This is a genomic window from Chitinophaga caseinilytica, assembly GCF_038396765.1.
Classification (GTDB): Bacteria; Bacteroidota; Bacteroidia; order Chitinophagales; family Chitinophagaceae; genus Chitinophaga; species Chitinophaga caseinilytica.
Genome location: NZ_CP150096.1, coordinates 5,047,750 through 5,062,149, shown reverse-complemented (window position 1 = coordinate 5,062,149; position 14,400 = coordinate 5,047,750). Strand labels below are relative to the sequence as shown.

The 14,400-nt window shown below is 55.0% G+C and carries 10 protein-coding genes; 5 read left to right on the top strand and 5 right to left on the bottom strand.

What is annotated here, in order from left to right; genetic code table 11:
- Positions 1 to 251: 251 nt before the first annotated feature.
- Entirely contained in the window at positions 252 to 1,157 is a 906-nt protein-coding gene (locus WJU22_RS20840) for a DUF72 domain-containing protein (protein WP_341840101.1), read from the bottom strand.
- Between the two features lie 161 nt (positions 1,158 to 1,318).
- Here WJU22_RS20840 and WJU22_RS20835 point away from each other — a divergent pair, with 161 nt between their 5' ends.
- Positions 1,319 to 1,867 carry an HAD domain-containing protein gene (locus tag WJU22_RS20835; RefSeq protein WP_341840100.1) on the top strand — a complete coding sequence of 183 codons (549 nt, stop codon included), beginning with the start codon at positions 1,319 to 1,321 and terminating at the stop codon, positions 1,865 to 1,867.
- 50 nt (positions 1,868 to 1,917) lie between these two features.
- Here WJU22_RS20835 and WJU22_RS20830 read toward each other — a convergent pair whose 3' ends face one another.
- Positions 1,918 to 2,430, bottom strand: coding sequence for a DinB family protein (locus WJU22_RS20830; protein ID WP_341840099.1), 513 nt, complete (start codon positions 2,428 to 2,430; stop codon positions 1,918 to 1,920).
- Between the two features lie 351 nt (positions 2,431 to 2,781).
- On the opposite strand from WJU22_RS20830, the gene WJU22_RS20825 reads away from it, so the two are divergent.
- Genes WJU22_RS20825 through WJU22_RS20815 form a run of 3 tightly spaced genes read left to right on the top strand, consistent with a single transcriptional unit; the run spans position 2,782 to position 6,989 of the window.
- Positions 2,782 to 4,203, top strand: coding sequence for a glycogen synthase (locus tag WJU22_RS20825; RefSeq protein ID WP_341840098.1), 1,422 nt, complete (start codon positions 2,782 to 2,784; stop codon positions 4,201 to 4,203).
- A gap of 15 nt (positions 4,204 to 4,218) precedes the next feature.
- On the top strand, positions 4,219 to 5,490 hold the full coding sequence (locus tag WJU22_RS20820; RefSeq protein ID WP_341840097.1) for a glucose-1-phosphate adenylyltransferase: 1,272 nt from the start codon (positions 4,219 to 4,221) through the stop codon (positions 5,488 to 5,490).
- A gap of 35 nt (positions 5,491 to 5,525) precedes the next feature.
- Positions 5,526 to 6,989, top strand: coding sequence for a glycoside hydrolase family 130 protein (locus WJU22_RS20815; protein WP_341840096.1), 1,464 nt, complete (start codon positions 5,526 to 5,528; stop codon positions 6,987 to 6,989).
- On the opposite strand, the gene WJU22_RS20810 is transcribed toward WJU22_RS20815, so the two are convergent.
- Both WJU22_RS20810 and WJU22_RS20805 read right to left on the bottom strand, forming a co-directional pair.
- A complete protein-coding gene (locus tag WJU22_RS20810; RefSeq protein ID WP_341840095.1) occupies positions 6,986 to 8,044 on the bottom strand; it encodes a glycosyltransferase family 4 protein in 1,059 nt (352 codons plus the stop codon). The two genes, WJU22_RS20815 and WJU22_RS20810, sit on opposite strands and share 4 nt — an antisense overlap.
- Positions 8,045 to 8,050: 6 nt before the next feature.
- A complete protein-coding gene (locus tag WJU22_RS20805; RefSeq protein ID WP_341840094.1) occupies positions 8,051 to 10,246 on the bottom strand; it encodes a glycosyltransferase family 4 protein in 2,196 nt (731 codons plus the stop codon).
- A gap of 277 nt (positions 10,247 to 10,523) precedes the next feature.
- On the opposite strand from WJU22_RS20805, the gene bshC reads away from it, so the two are divergent.
- Complete coding sequence (bshC, locus tag WJU22_RS20800) at positions 10,524 to 12,137, top strand: bacillithiol biosynthesis cysteine-adding enzyme BshC (RefSeq protein WP_341840093.1); 1,614 nt, start codon at positions 10,524 to 10,526, stop codon at positions 12,135 to 12,137.
- Positions 12,138 to 12,148: 11 nt separating this feature from the next.
- Here bshC and WJU22_RS20795 read toward each other — a convergent pair whose 3' ends face one another.
- On the bottom strand, positions 12,149 to 14,380 hold the full coding sequence (locus WJU22_RS20795) for an FUSC family protein (protein ID WP_341840092.1): 2,232 nt from the start codon (positions 14,378 to 14,380) through the stop codon (positions 12,149 to 12,151).
- Between the last annotated feature and the right edge of the window lie 20 nt (positions 14,381 to 14,400).

Below are 14,400 nucleotides of genomic sequence, written 5' to 3'. Positions count from 1 at the left end.
AGGCGAAATTAATACATTGGCCGGAGCATTAAAAGAGGGGAGCAGGGCCGGGTGTCGTACTTTTTTGGGAAAATCGCCGTGGGTGGGGTTTTTAGTACAATTCGGATCTATATGGTCTGGAACGGGGAGCGGCATGCCGGGGCGTAAAAGTTTCCTGGGCGCTGATGTAGTGGGATCGTCGGCTAAATGTGGCCGGCGCCATCCCTTTAAATTTTGTTTTCGCCCCACATTTACAGTACCATACCTACGGATCAGAACAGCGTATTCTCCTTAAAGCTCCTGGGCTTGCGGATCTCCAGCCCGGGGAACCCTTCCAGCCGCTCGGCGAAATAGTTCGCCAGCTCGTTCACTCCGTCGTCGTTGTGCTGGTGAACAAAGAAATACGCCTCTTCCAGCCCGTTTTCCAGCCAGAAATGAAGGCGGTTGATCCAGTCGTCGGCCCGTTGGAAATCGGTAGGGTGGAGGCTATTGCCGACAAAACGCACCATCGCCCGGGGAACGGGCAAATGCATATGCATTACGTCCCGCCGGCCGGCCGTATCGGTAATGATGAGGCCTGTGTTGAGTTTGCGTAGGGTGGTATACAGCTCCTGGCTGTTGTGGGGATCGGCGAACCAGTCCGGATGCCGCAGCTCTGCGAAAAACCGGAGATCGGTCGGCAGGGAGGCCAAATACGAAAACAGGGAATCCCGGCGGTTGGGGGCGAACGATTCGCCTACCTGCAGGAAAATCGGCCCCAGCATGTCCCCGAAGGCAGAAACCCCTTCCAGGAAAGCCGTGGTGGCTTCCCGGGCGTTCACGAGATTGCTGTAGTGGCTGATGGATTGCGGTACTTTGGGGCAGAACCGGAAATCGGGGTTCTTCACCTTTTCCGCCCAGCCCGCGATCGCATCCGGCCCGTAAATCTTATAATGCGTCGCGTTCAGCTCCACGCTGGCGTAAGAGCGGGCGTATTCGGTGAGGAAATCTTTTTCCTTTGTGCCTTTGGGGTAGATGTCGCCTATCCAGTCTTTTCGGTTCCAGGTAGTACATCCCAGCCGGATGATCGGTTTTGCCGCGGGTTTACCTGGTAATACGTCCCGGTTGAAAGCGGGCTCGGCAGGTAGTTTGAAGTCGGTCTCGTTGAGGAGCGCCTCGTCGATCTGGCCAAATTTCATAGATGCAAAATAGGCTTTTCAAGGAAATTGCCGTTACACGCGGATCAGGGAAGTTTACCCGGCAACAGCCCAATTTGCCATATCCGTAAGTCGGGCTGGGAATTTGAAGAATGCCGGATATGGCAGTGAATATTATGTAAATTGCTGTTGTTAACGAAGTTATGAAGAAATATATTTTATTGGATATCGATGGTGTGATGGTGCCTGCAAATAGCTGGAAGCCGCCGGAACTGGAGGCCGACGGGTTTTATCGGTTTAGTCCGGTCGCCAGCGAGCAACTTCGATGGTTGTTGGAAAAAACCGCTGCGACCATCATTTTAACAACTTCTCATCGGACAAGATATTCCAGCCTGCAGTGGACGGAATTATTGCGTCGAAGGATAAGCGCCGTTAAGGATGTGTATACGCTGGAGGATGTTTTCAACCCATCTTCGGCTTTCTATCACCCGACCGGACCGGTAAACGGAACAGGAACGATTGAAAGCCAACGCAACCTGCATCCGGTTTTTACAAGTTCCCGGCTTGACGATGTTGTGAAATGGGCGGAACAGTTCGGAAAAGATGATTACGTAATAATAGATGATGATCCGTCGCTCAACCTGCTTCCACCAAGTGTAAAGAAACATTGGGTGAAAACCTCTCCAGGCATCGGCCTCAATGATTTTGCAGCCGCAACCGCCCTTAGCATATTAACTTCCGGAGAAGTGTAATTGAGCCCACTCCATTTTACCGCTTTGCGCAGCCATGAAATGACCCATCATCATCCCCCTTTCTGCGGCTGACTCTGTTCATAAGTAGGCCCATACAGCCCCGGCACCTTATTCCCCGAAGCCCGCAAATAGACGATCATTTCCCCGCGATGGTGGTACAAATGGTTGAACAGGAACCCCCGGGCCACTGCGCCCCTGGGCATCGGGCCGAGCACCGTCCGGCCACCCGCCTGCATCGTCCAGTCTTCCTTCAGGCTATCTTCTGTAGCCGCCTGCAATGCATTCCGGGCCAGTTCCACATGTTTCTCGAACAGCTCCCGCGTAGCCTGAATGTCTGACGGCGCGCCACGCTCGATGCGGTCGGCCGACAAGTCGTACACAGCCTTCGTAAACGTACCGGTATACCAATAATAAATGGTCGCGATATGCTGCGCCAATTCCCCCATGGTCCAGGAAACCGGGGAAGGCTTAAAGTTGATATCCTTTTCAGGGACGGCTTCCAGCAGCTTCCGGGTACTTTTGACTTCCTGCTCGAATTCCGCACGTAATGCTTCCAATATCATAACCAGTTTAATTTGATGAACGCTTTTAAAAACTAAATTTTATGCCAGATTGTTGACTATCACAGCCGTTTTTTGACGATGGTGCGGCCACTTATGGCGACGCCGGCCAAAGGGAATATGAATAGCATGAACGCTTCCCTCAACGAACGCAAAGGGAAAAATTACCACCAAAATAAAGGTCTAAGGAGGCGTTTGATCAGGCCTGATTACCTCAAAGCTGCCACTCGTTGTCCAAATAATGGATGAAATGCCCGGATTTCACCTCCTGGAACCCTCCACAGCGCTGAAGATCATATTTTTATGCACGATTCCTTTGTAATCTGGACTTTCCGGATTAAATTATAATCAAGTATGGAAATATTGCACGTCAGCGCGGAATGTTACCCGGCCGCCAAGGTAGGCGGCCTGGCAGATGTAGTGGGCGCACTCCCCAAATACCAGGTCCAGGAAGGCGCGATCGCCAAAGTGGTGATCCCTGCCTACAGGAACCCCTTCCGCGAAAGCGGGAAACACAGCTTCGAGCTCGTACACCAGGGAGGCCTCTGGCTCGGGCACGATTGGTACCATTTCAATGTCTGGAAAGAAAGCAACAACGCCCTGGGATTCGATTTCTACCAGGTAGACATCCCCGGTTTGCTGGACACCCCCAACGTCTACGGTTATTCCAACGACACCGAACGGTTCCTCGCTTTCCAGGTGGCCGTGCTCGACTGGCTCAGCGAATGGCAACACCAGCCCGATGTCGTTCATTGTCACGACCACCACACCGGCCTCATCCCGTTCCTGCTCAAATATGGACGGAAATACACCGGACTGGCGCACATCCCCACCGTGCTCACCATCCACAATGCCCAATACCAGGGTCAATTCGGGTGGGACAAACTCTACCTCATCCCGTCGTTCGACCTCTGGAAAAGCGGTATGCTCGACTGGAACGGCGCCATCAACCCGCTGGCTTCGGCCATCAAATGCGCCTGGCGCATCAATACCGTATCTCCCAGCTACATGGAAGAGCTTTACCACGCCGCCAACGGGCTGGAAGGCCTGCTGAACACCGAAAGGGCCAAGGCACGGGGCATCCTCAACGGGATCGACGATGACGTGTGGGACCCGAAGTCCGACCCCATGGTACCGGTGAACTTCGGCATAAAAGATGTTACCAAAGGGAAGAAAGCCAATAAGGAAAACATCTGTGAAGAATATGGCTTCAACAGCAGCCTGCCGCTCTTCGTGTTCATCGGCCGGCTCGTGGGCGACAAAGGCGCCGATTACATCCCCGAGGCCGTTAGCCGCGCGCTATACGAGCACCCCGGGGCGTTCAACTGCCTCATCCTCGGCAGCGGAGATGCGCATATCGAATGGCTCATGCAACAGGCGCGCCTGTTGAACGGTGAACACTTTGGCGTGTACATCGGTTATAACGAGGCGCTCAGCCGCCGGTTGTATGCCGGCGCGGATTTCCTGCTGATGCCTTCGCGGGTGGAGCCCTGCGGGCTGAACCAGATGTACGCCATGCGATACGGGACCATCCCGATCGTCCGCACCACCGGCGGCCTCCGCGATACCGTCACGGATTTCGGGGACGAGGGCGGCACCGGCGTCAGGTTTTTCCAGCCAACGGCGGGCGACCTGAATCACGCCATCGGCCGCGCGCTGGAACTGTACAGCACCAAAACCACATTCAATAAAATCAGGAAAACGGGCATGCAGCAAGACCATTCGTGGAACAAAGCCGCCCGTCAGTACATGGACCTTTATACCAGCCTATCATAAATAATACCGTACGTTATGTCTAACGAAGTGATCTCGATCATCCTTGGCGGAGGCGCCGGAACGCGTCTCTATCCCCTGACCCGCAGCCGCTCCAAACCCGCTGTGCCCGTAGCCGGAAAGTACCGGCTCGTGGATATTCCCATTTCGAACTGCCTGAACGCCGATCTGCACCGCATTTTCGTGCTCACGCAATTCAACTCGGCCTCGCTGAACAAGCATATCAAGAACACGTACCACTTCAGCAGCTTCAGCAAAGCTTTCGTGGACATTCTTGCCGCCGAACAAACGCCCGATAACCCCACCTGGTTCCAGGGCACGGCAGACGCCGTCCGGCAAACGATCCGGCACCTGGAGAACTTCGATTACAAATACATCCTCATCCTTTCCGGCGACCAGCTCTACCAGATGGATTTCCGGGAGATGATCCGCAACCACATCGAGAAGGGCGCCGATATCTCCATCGCCACCATTCCCGTTCACGCCCGCGAAGCCACGGAATTCGGCATCCTCAAAACCGATCCCGAAAACTTCATCTCGTCGTTCATCGAAAAGCCGAAAAAAGAGCTCCTGCCAGACTGGACCTCCGACACCGGCCCGGACATGGAACGCGAAGGCCGCAACTACCTCGCCTCCATGGGCATCTATATCTTCAACAAAGGGCTGCTCTACGAACTGTTGCACAACCAGCCGGACGCTACCGATTTCGGGAAGGAAATCATCCCCAACTCCATCGGCGAGCATAAAGTGCTGAGCTATCAATATGAAGGCTATTGGACAGACATCGGGAACATCTCCTCGTTCTTCGAAGCCAACCTCGGCCTTACGGACGATATTCCCCAGTTCAACCTGTTCGACGATACCCGTACCATCTTCTCCCGCGCGCGCATGCTGCCGCCCGCGAAGATTTCGGGGACGACGCTGGAAAAAACCATGATCGCCGACGGCTGCATTATCAATGCCAGTCGCCTGGAACGTTGCGTGGTCGGCATCCGGACACGCATCGGGAAAGGGACTACCATCAGCAATGCCTACCTCATGGGGAACGACAGTTACCAGACGCTGGACGAGATCAACAAAGCGAAACAGGAAGGCCGTCCGCCCATGGGCATCGGCGACCGCTGCTATATCAACAACGCCATTATCGACAAGAACGCCTGCATCGGCAACGATGTACGGATCAACGGCGGGAAGCATCTCGAAGACGGTGATTTCGAGAAGTATACGGTAAAGGATGGCATTGTTGTTGTGAAGAAAGGAGCGGTGCTGCCCGACGGTTTCCAGTGTTGATCCGGCGGGCGCAAAGGCTTTAAAAAATCCGGCATATGCGCATACCCATAGAAAGGCAGAAGGCCAAGATCACTCCGGACCTCAAACGTGTGGTGGCCCGGTTCTTTTTCAACGGAGACGCCCGGGCAAAGGGCATCATCCTGAAAGTAACGGAAATGACCGACACGGATGTGGAAGGGGCGATCATCCCGCTGCTCCGCGAATTCTCGCGGCGGCACCGGAACATCACCCGGATATTCGAACGGCACGCGGAAAAGGTGAAACCCCTCGTTCAGGCGCTGGGCCTGGATTTCGACCAGCTCGGCATGAAAAAGAAACTCCTCATCGGTTCCTATTTCACCAACGAGTTTTCCATCGAATCCGCCGCCTTTTTCAATCCTTCCATCGTCGAAGACCCAGACCAGAGCAATCTCGAAGAAGGTGAAAAACGGGTGATCCTCAGCTTTCGTGCCGTGGGCGAAGGGCATGTGTCGTCCATCGTTTTCCGGCAGGCGATCGTAGACCGCGATAACAACGTTACTATCATCCCGGCGGGGAATTATGTCGACGAACCGGATATAATCCGCAACACCATTTACCACAAAAACATTTTTTTCCAGAATGCCGTTTCCATCAGCCTGCCCGATTCCGTGCTCCGCGAAGTGGCCGGCTCCCTGCCCGATACGTTCGATTATGTGGGACTGAAGAAAGTCATCCGCGAAATGCAGCAGCGCTACCAGGTAGACCATCTCATCAAACGGAACCTGGAACGGCTGCTATGGCTGGCAGACAGCTATTATGAAATCAATTTTTCGCTGGATACCGATATTTCCGATCGCGTGATCTTCCCGTATTCCGACGCGGAAAGCCGGGGGATCGAAGATGCGCGGTTCGTGAAATATACAGGAGATACGAGCGGCGTCACTTACTATGCCACCTACACGGCGTTCGACGGCGTCACCATCCAGCCGAAACTGCTCGCCACGCGCGATTTCTATCATTTCAAGATCATGCCGCTTTACGGTGAAGGTGCGCAGAACAAGAACCTGGCGCTGTTCCCGAGGAAAATCAAAGGGAAGTACGCGATGATGTCGCGCATCGACGGGATCAACAATTACATCATGTATTCCGACAAGATCAATATCTGGGAAAACCCCGAGATCCTGCAAACCCCCAAATACCCCTGGGAGTTCGTCCAGATCGGGAACTGCGGCTCGCCCATAGAAACCCCGGATGGCTGGCTCGTCATCACCCACGGCGTAGGCCCCATGCGGACGTACTGCCTGGGCGCAACGCTGCTCGACCTCGAAGATCCCAAGATCGAGATCGGCCGGCTCCGCGAACCGCTCATCATCCCCAATAAAGACGAACGCGAAGGATACGTACCCAACGTGCTCTACAGCTGCGGCGCGCTCATTCATAACGAAGAGCTGCTCATACCGTATGGCCTGTCGGATTACGCGTCTACCTTCGCGACCGTACATTTGAAAGATTTGCTCGAAAGAGTGAAGGAAGGTTAATTGAACCTGCCCATGATCGCCGGCGTTATCGGGCCTTTCGGCGGCGATTTGGCCAGCACCGATTTGTACACTTCGATGTAATCATCCACCATCCTGTCTACACTAAACCTCGACTCCGACCAGGCGCGGCATTGCCCGCGGTCGAGCGATGGTATGTCTTTCACCGCTTCCGCCGCTTCGGCGGCATTGCTCACGATGAATCCCGTTTCTCCGACCTTGATCAGCTCGGGCATCGACCCGCGGTTGTAGGCGATAACGGGTGTTCCACACATCATGGCTTCCGCTACGCTGAGCCCGAACGGCTCTTCGAAGTAAATGGGATGCAGCAGCGCCAGTGCGCCACTCATAAGTTTGCGGCGCTGTTGCGGATCGGCGGTACCCACGTACTGGATCTGGTCGCCGTCGATGAAGGGCTCCACCTGTTCTTTGAAGTACTCCTTGTGCTGGATGATGCCGGCGATGAGGAGGCGTTTGCCGCTGAGCTGCGCGATTTTGATGGCATCGTGTGCGCCCTTGTGCGGGTGGAGCCTGCCGAAAAACAGGAGATACTCGCCTGGGGTGTCGCTGAAATCGAACTGCGCGGGATCGATACCGTTGTACACCGTGGCTTCATACCGCAGGTCGGGATGGCGGTCGGATTCGCTGATGGAAACATAATGCGTGTTCCGGTTGTACCGCTTGAAAACGGGAACGATGTGCTCCGACGAAAATCCATGGATCGTGGTCACGATCGGCGTGCGGACGAGCCGGCTGAACGTGAGCGGATGGAAGTCGAAGTGATTGTGGATGATGTCGAAGTACCGCGCCTCTTCCATCAACATGCTGATATGCATGCATTCCTGGACCTTGGCGTCTAGCGAATGGTCTTCTTCATAACCTTGGGGACAAACAGCTTTGAGCTTTGCGCCCGTGATCGAATTTTGGGTGGCAAACAGTGTTACGTCCAGACCGCGGCGGACCAAGCCTTCCGTCACGTTGGACGCGATTTGTTCCCAGGGGCCATAACTAACGGGCGGTGTGCGCCACGCTACTGGGGAAAGGATCGCGATTTTCATGGGTTGTTAACTGATTTTACTGACAACATTTGTTGAAATGATGGTAGTACGTACGGATTTTTCCGGTTTTGGGATGGCCTCACAAGTTTGTAATACGGCAATATGTGAAATAAAATATGCCAAAGTGGATTCCGCACCCTGGTTCCGGTTCAATCCCGCGGCCGACAATCCGTCGCAACAGCCGTGTGTTTCATGGTCGTACAGCGGAATGCGGAGCACGTTTTCGCCGAGGAACCATTGGTAACACGTATACATTTTCCGGAGATAGTCTGTTTCGTTTGTGGCCGCATACGCTTGCTGGTACATTAAAACCATGGCCATGGTTTCGATCGCCTGCTGGTCGAACAGTGGACAGGCGCCGCCTTCGCAGTGCCATCCGTTGTTGCCCACGGGCGAAAAATAACCATGCGCCATGGTGAGGTTTTCCAGGAAGGATAGGCTTGACAATGCGATATCGCGCCACTTTTCGTTGCCGGTCGCTTCTGCGGCGTGGAGCATAGCGAGGGGAAGGATGCCGTTATCGTAGGTCATGGATTTCTCGAACCAGCGCCAATCGTCCGTAGCATTGCGGTCCCAGGCGTCGATCATCGGCTGGATGAGTTGTTCGAGGACATGGACCATCCCTTCGTCTGCCGGGTGATGCAAAATATAGTGACAAACGCCTATGACACTGTTGGCCCGTCCGCGCAGGTGCTCCAGCGCCGCGAAGTGCTGGATGGAGCGGTGGTACAGTTCATAAGCGAATTCGCGGTAGGAATTGTTGGGGGCGAAGCGGATGAGGTAGCCCAGCGCCCAAACGGTGCGCCCGAAAGAGTCTTCGGAGCCTACTTCATCGAGGTATTGCCGGCTGAAGCTGAGGAAATTCCTGAAGTTGCCGTCGGGCGTCTGCATGTAATGGATGAAACTGAGGTACACGGGCAGCAGCTCGGGCACTTCCTTGCCTTTGCGGAACTGTTGGGCCATGAGCGTCATCATGAGCGCGCGGGCATTATCGTCTACACAATATCCTTCTTTCAGGTTGGGAATGCCGTACTTGGCGTGCTGTACGATGCCGGTATCGTCCGTCAACCGCCGGATGTGGGTGAGGTTGAGCGCGGGTAACATTGAGGCATCGGGCAGCGGGTCGGGCAACGCGATGGGGCGGGGGATGCCGAGGACTTTTACCGCCAATTGAAGATACCTGGCGCCCATCCGGCTCCATTGCAGTTCGCGGCCGTATTCGTAGGCGTTTTCGCGGAGGGCTTCCAGTTTGGCGGGCTCGTTGAGCAGCGAGAGGATCAGTTGTCCGAGGGTTTCGTGTTGCGCGAAACCGAAGAGCTTCCCGCGGCCGTTGGCCAGCAGCTCCGTTGCATACCAATATGGAGTGGATAGCACCGCGGCACCGGCGCCCAATGCATAAGTGAGCGTTCCGCTGGTGATCTGCGCTTCGCTCAGGTAGGGCGTCACGTAAATCTGGCTGTGCGTGAGCCAGGCGAAAAGGTCGTTTTCCGTGAGGAATTTATCGAGGAAAAGCACATGGTCTCCCAGCCCCAGGTTGTGCACCAGCTGCTGGAGGCTCTGGCGGTATTCTTCCCCGCAATTGCGCAACACGGCCGGATGCGTTTTCCCGGCCACCACGTACATCACGTCGGGATGACTTTCGATCACCTGCGGCAATGCGTTGATAACGGTTTCGATGCCCTTGTTGCGGCTCAGCAGCCCGAACGTGAAAATGAGCTTCCGGGCGCGGAGGTTATCGGGCACCACATCGGCGCGGATCGATAAATTCCCGAAATCGGGCACGCCGTGGGGAATATGTGAAATCTTGTCGGAGGGTACTTCATAAATATCTTCGAGAAAGGAGATGGCGAGCCGGCTCATCACGACCACCCGTTCCGCCTGCCGCGATATTTCGCGGACGATGCTCTTCTGCAGGAACGAAGGCTCCTTCAGCACGGTATGGAATGTGGCGATAAAAGGAACTTTCAACCGGTGAAGGAAAGGCAGGAGGAAAATCCCGCTTTCGCCGCCGAAGATGCCGAACTCATGTTGCACAACTACCAGGTCTATCCCGTTGCCGTTCACCCAGTCTGCCGCATCCAGGTAATCCGGCATTTGCTGCTGCCGGATGGTGAACGCGACTTCCGGGGGATACTCATATTCCTGTCCTTCATCATTCATCGCGATCACGCTCACTTCGGGCGCATCAAGCTGGCACTGCATGGCCTTGATCAAATGCTCTGTAAAAGTCGCGATTCCGCACTCACGGGGGTAATACGAGGCTATATATGCAATTCTCATAAGATAAAAAGTTTTTTTAAGCTAAGTGTAGAATTCCGGTCCGGGTCAACGTAGATTTTACAAATCTGGCGCCAGTTTGTTGTGTGACAATGCATGGCGATCGGCGCATTTGTGATAAGTGGCAGAAATGGCAGTAAGGAAATACGTAGATTCGTAATGTGTAATTGACGTAAATTCGTGTCCTCAAAATGAAGATTCAGTGATCCAACATATTAATCCGGGCATAACTTTCCATACGGTACCGATTGCAGATACAGGTTACTTCAGTCCTATCATCGCCAACTTCCTGTCCGGACAGCCCCCGCTGCGGGATTTTTACGCTTACAGCCCTACGGCTCCCGACTTTTCCATGGCAATCAAGGTCAAGGAAGGGCAGCCCCTCCGCCGGGACATTCTGGCAGAAACCCTCTACCAGCAATACGCACACCTGGAAATCAGGGAGGAAGTTCGCGCCAATATCGGGCTGCTGCAGGCTGCCAACACCTTTACGGTCTGTACCGCCCATCAGCCCAATATCTTCACCGGTTTCCTCTATTTCGCCTATAAAATCCTGCAAACCGTCAAACTGGCGCAGGAACTCGCCCGCCAGCACCCCGGCAAGCATTTCGTGCCCGTTTACTATATGGGCAGCGAAGACGCCGACCTCGACGAGCTGGGCTCCATCTGGCTGGATGGGCGCAAACTCACCTGGGAAACAGACCAGACCGGCGCCGTAGGGCGCATGCGCACCGAAAACCTCGAACCGATGATCAAACAAATTGGTGACAGTATCGGCTTCCTGCCGCACGGTCCCCAATTGACCGACATCCTCCGCAAAGCCTATCTCGAACAGCCCAATATCCAGCAGGCCACCTTGAGCCTCGTGAACGAGCTGTTCGGATGTTATGGCCTGGTGGTGCTCATCCCTGATCATCCCAACTTCAAACGGCAGCTGATCCCCGTCATGAAAGACGAGCTGCTACACCAAAGTTCCGAGCCGATCGTCTCCAAAACGATCGACAAACTGTCAGCCCATTTCAAGGTTCAAGCCACGCCCCGGGAAATAAATCTTTTTTATCTCATCGATGACAAACGTGAGCGCATCGTGAAAGATGGGGAACTGTGGAAAGTTCTACACACACCGTTGTCTTTCACGCGCGACGAATTGCTGAACGAGCTGGAAGCCCATCCGGAGCGTTTCAGCCCCAATGTAATTTTGCGCGGCATCCTCCAGGAAACCATTCTTCCCAACATTGCTTTCATCGGCGGCGGCGGCGAAGTGGCGTACTGGCTCGAACTGAAGGATTTGTTCCAATATCATAAGGTGCCGTATCCCGTTATCCTCCTCCGCAATTCGTTTTTGTGGGTGCGCCGGGAGGAACATGCGCGCCTGCACAAGCTGGGCCTCACGCCCGACGCGCTGTTCGAAGACACGGGGCTCATCATCAGCAAATTCGTGCACGATCATACCAACGCGGCGCTCGTGCTGCGCGATGAATATGCGGCCGTGGAAAAACTCTTCAACGAACTGGAAGAAAAAGCGAAGCAGATCGATGTAACGCTGGCGGCCAGTGTGAACGCCGAACGCTCCAGGGCGATCAAGTCCATCGGCAAAATGGAGCATAAGTTCCTGCGCGCGGAGAAGAAGAAATTCGCCTGGCAGACGGAGCAGATACAGACGGTGAAAGACCGCCTTTTCCCCGGTAACTCGCTGCAGGAGCGGAAAGAGAACCTGCTGCCGTATTATGCGGAATACGGGCCGGCGTTCTTCGACCACATCCTGCAATTCTCCATTCCCGTAACCGATCAGTTCATTATCGTGACGGAATTGTAGACATCAAAATATTAATCGTTGATCTGGGCCGCGTGGATCGCGGCCTTTTTCATGTCTTTCAAAACGGAATAGAGCGCCTGGAGCTGATCGCGGACGTGCTTGATCTCCAGCATTTCTTCGCGCTCAACGGTTTGCCCCTGGCCCTGGTTGATCTGTTCCTGCCGGACGGAGATGAGGTGCGTGAGGCGTTCTTCGAGGGAATGGAAGGCGGCCGGTGCGGCAGGGTCTTCGCCCCAGGTGCCGGTGTTCACGTATTGCGCCACCTGGTCCATGAGCATGTTGAGGAACAGCATGATATCCTTGTACTCCGGGTGCTGGTATTGCAGCCGGTGTTGCAGGGCGTAGCCGGATAACTGGGCGATGTGGCTGGAAAGGGAATGGCTCAGCACCACGAAATGGTAGAGTTGCGAACCGTGTTTCTGTTTGCTTTTGGGCTCCGACAACATCCGCTGGAAGGCGGAAGTGAGGTTGGCGGTGGTCACGTGCACGTCTTTACGCGCCAGTTTGTACGCGATGAGGCTGAAAGGCTTGCCGGTATAGAGGTTCGTCACTTCCTGGAGGTACGCGCGGTTGGCTTCCATAGTTTTGATCATGTATTCGGGAAGGAAGCGGTATTCCCAGCTCGGCCAGAAGATGTAGTTGAAGAGGAATGCGATACCGCCGCCGATGAGGGTGTCCAGCACGCGCTGGGTCACGTTCTCGAAATCGGCCGGGTGGAGGAAATGGAGGAGGAAAACGATGAACGGCGTCATGAAGATCACGCTCGTCACGTAATGGTAGGTCTGGAAGCTGTACGCGCCCAGGATGCAGACGAGCATGACGGAAAATATGACGACGTCGTTTTTCGTGAGCCATAGAATGCCCGCTGCGCAGATCGCGCCGATGATGGTACCGATGATCCGCTGGAAACTACGGGTTTTGGTGAGGCTGAAACCGGGTTTCATGATCACCATGATCGTCAGCAGTATCCAGTAGGTCTTGCTCAGATCGAGGGCATGCCCCAGCAGGAAACCCGTGACCATGGCCAGGGCTGTGCGCAGGGCGTGGCGGAAGATGTGGGAATTGAAGGTCAGGTTGTTGCGGAAGGTTTCCACGTCGTACCGCTGCCGCGTGGTGAAGGCGGAAAGCTCCAGCTGATGGTCGAACGAGGCTTCCTTGGCCCTTTCCAGCCGGGTGAGGCGGTGGAGGTTGTACAGGCGCTGCGCGATGTGCTCCAGGTTGTCGAAAACGCCGTCGAACGGAATGAGGTCTGCCCGTTCGCGCAGGGTGGGGAGGGAGGCTTGATAGGCCTTGAACGCCCGCCGCGATTTTTCCAGTTCCAGTTTGAGGTTGACGTGCGGGAGGGACCGTAGTCCTGCCGAAACCGCGATACCGATATGATCGAGCTCGTCGGCGAACTGGACGATGGTGTGGTGCAGCTGTTCGATGACCTGGGTGCCGGCGAATTTCTTTTGGAGGGAGGTATAGTCGATCTGGGAGGCCATGAACTGCTCGTGCATGTCTACCAGATCAAGGAATATCAGCACCATGGATTTGGAGATGGAGGTGGTGCCCTGTTGCGCGGAGCGCATTTTCAGGAGCAGTTCGCGCACGGCTTCCATCTTTTCGTTGACGATCACCTGCTGGGCGAGTACGTCTTTATAAGTAGTGGTAATGTCTTTTTCGGGGCGATAGAAGTCTGCCCGCAGGCGGAGGTACCGGGCGGTTTGCTGGATACAGTCGCCCAGGGTCTGCTGCACGGTCAGGTACGGCCGGATCTGCCAGAGCAGCAGCGCCAGCAGGGCGTACCAGATGGAGCCGGAGAGTGTCAGCAGTGATACTTCGATCGCCATTTGCCAGGTCAGGTGCTCGGCCATGACGGATACCATGACCAACAGGCCCCCCACACCGATGTTCCCGCCACGGTTGCCGTAGATGAGCAGCATACTGTAAAAGAAGCTGCAAAGCCCCACCCAGACCACGAGCGCCGGCGTATAGGGCAGGAGGAGCCCTGTGCCCAGGGCCGTCAGGAAAATAAGAATGGTGCTGATAATCAGTCCATTGCGCTTATGGATGATGGTCCCCGGCACATCGGCGAGCGCGGTGCAGAGGGCGCCCATCGAGATGGCGATACCGGTAGACAAATGGCCGCTGAGGCCGAAAATAAGGGAGGGGACAACCACGCTCAGCGTTGTGCGCAGTCCGTTGCTGAAATGGTAACTGAAAATAAAGGCTTTCGCTTCTTTGGTCCAACGTTCTTGCATTGCGGGCAAAATTACGAATA

Bases quoted from the DNA above. Each gene is read 5' to 3' on its own strand.
- WJU22_RS20830 (WP_341840099.1), bottom strand. From the start codon at position 2,430: ATGATATTGGAAGCATTACGTGCGGAATTCGAGCAGGAAGTCAAAAGT.
- WJU22_RS20825 (WP_341840098.1), top strand. From the start codon at position 2,782: ATGGAAATATTGCACGTCAGCGCGGAATGTTACCCGGCCGCCAAGGTA.
- WJU22_RS20795 (WP_341840092.1), bottom strand. From the start codon at position 14,380: ATGCAAGAACGTTGGACCAAAGAAGCGAAAGCCTTTATTTTCAGTTAC.
- WJU22_RS20810 (WP_341840095.1), bottom strand. From the start codon at position 8,044: ATGAAAATCGCGATCCTTTCCCCAGTAGCGTGGCGCACACCGCCCGTT.
- WJU22_RS20835 (WP_341840100.1), top strand. From the start codon at position 1,319: ATGAAGAAATATATTTTATTGGATATCGATGGTGTGATGGTGCCTGCA.
- WJU22_RS20815 (WP_341840096.1), top strand. From the start codon at position 5,526: ATGCGCATACCCATAGAAAGGCAGAAGGCCAAGATCACTCCGGACCTC.
- WJU22_RS20840 (WP_341840101.1), bottom strand. From the start codon at position 1,157: ATGAAATTTGGCCAGATCGACGAGGCGCTCCTCAACGAGACCGACTTC.
- WJU22_RS20820 (WP_341840097.1), top strand. From the start codon at position 4,219: ATGTCTAACGAAGTGATCTCGATCATCCTTGGCGGAGGCGCCGGAACG.
- WJU22_RS20805 (WP_341840094.1), bottom strand. From the start codon at position 10,246: ATGCAGTGCCAGCTTGATGCGCCCGAAGTGAGCGTGATCGCGATGAAT.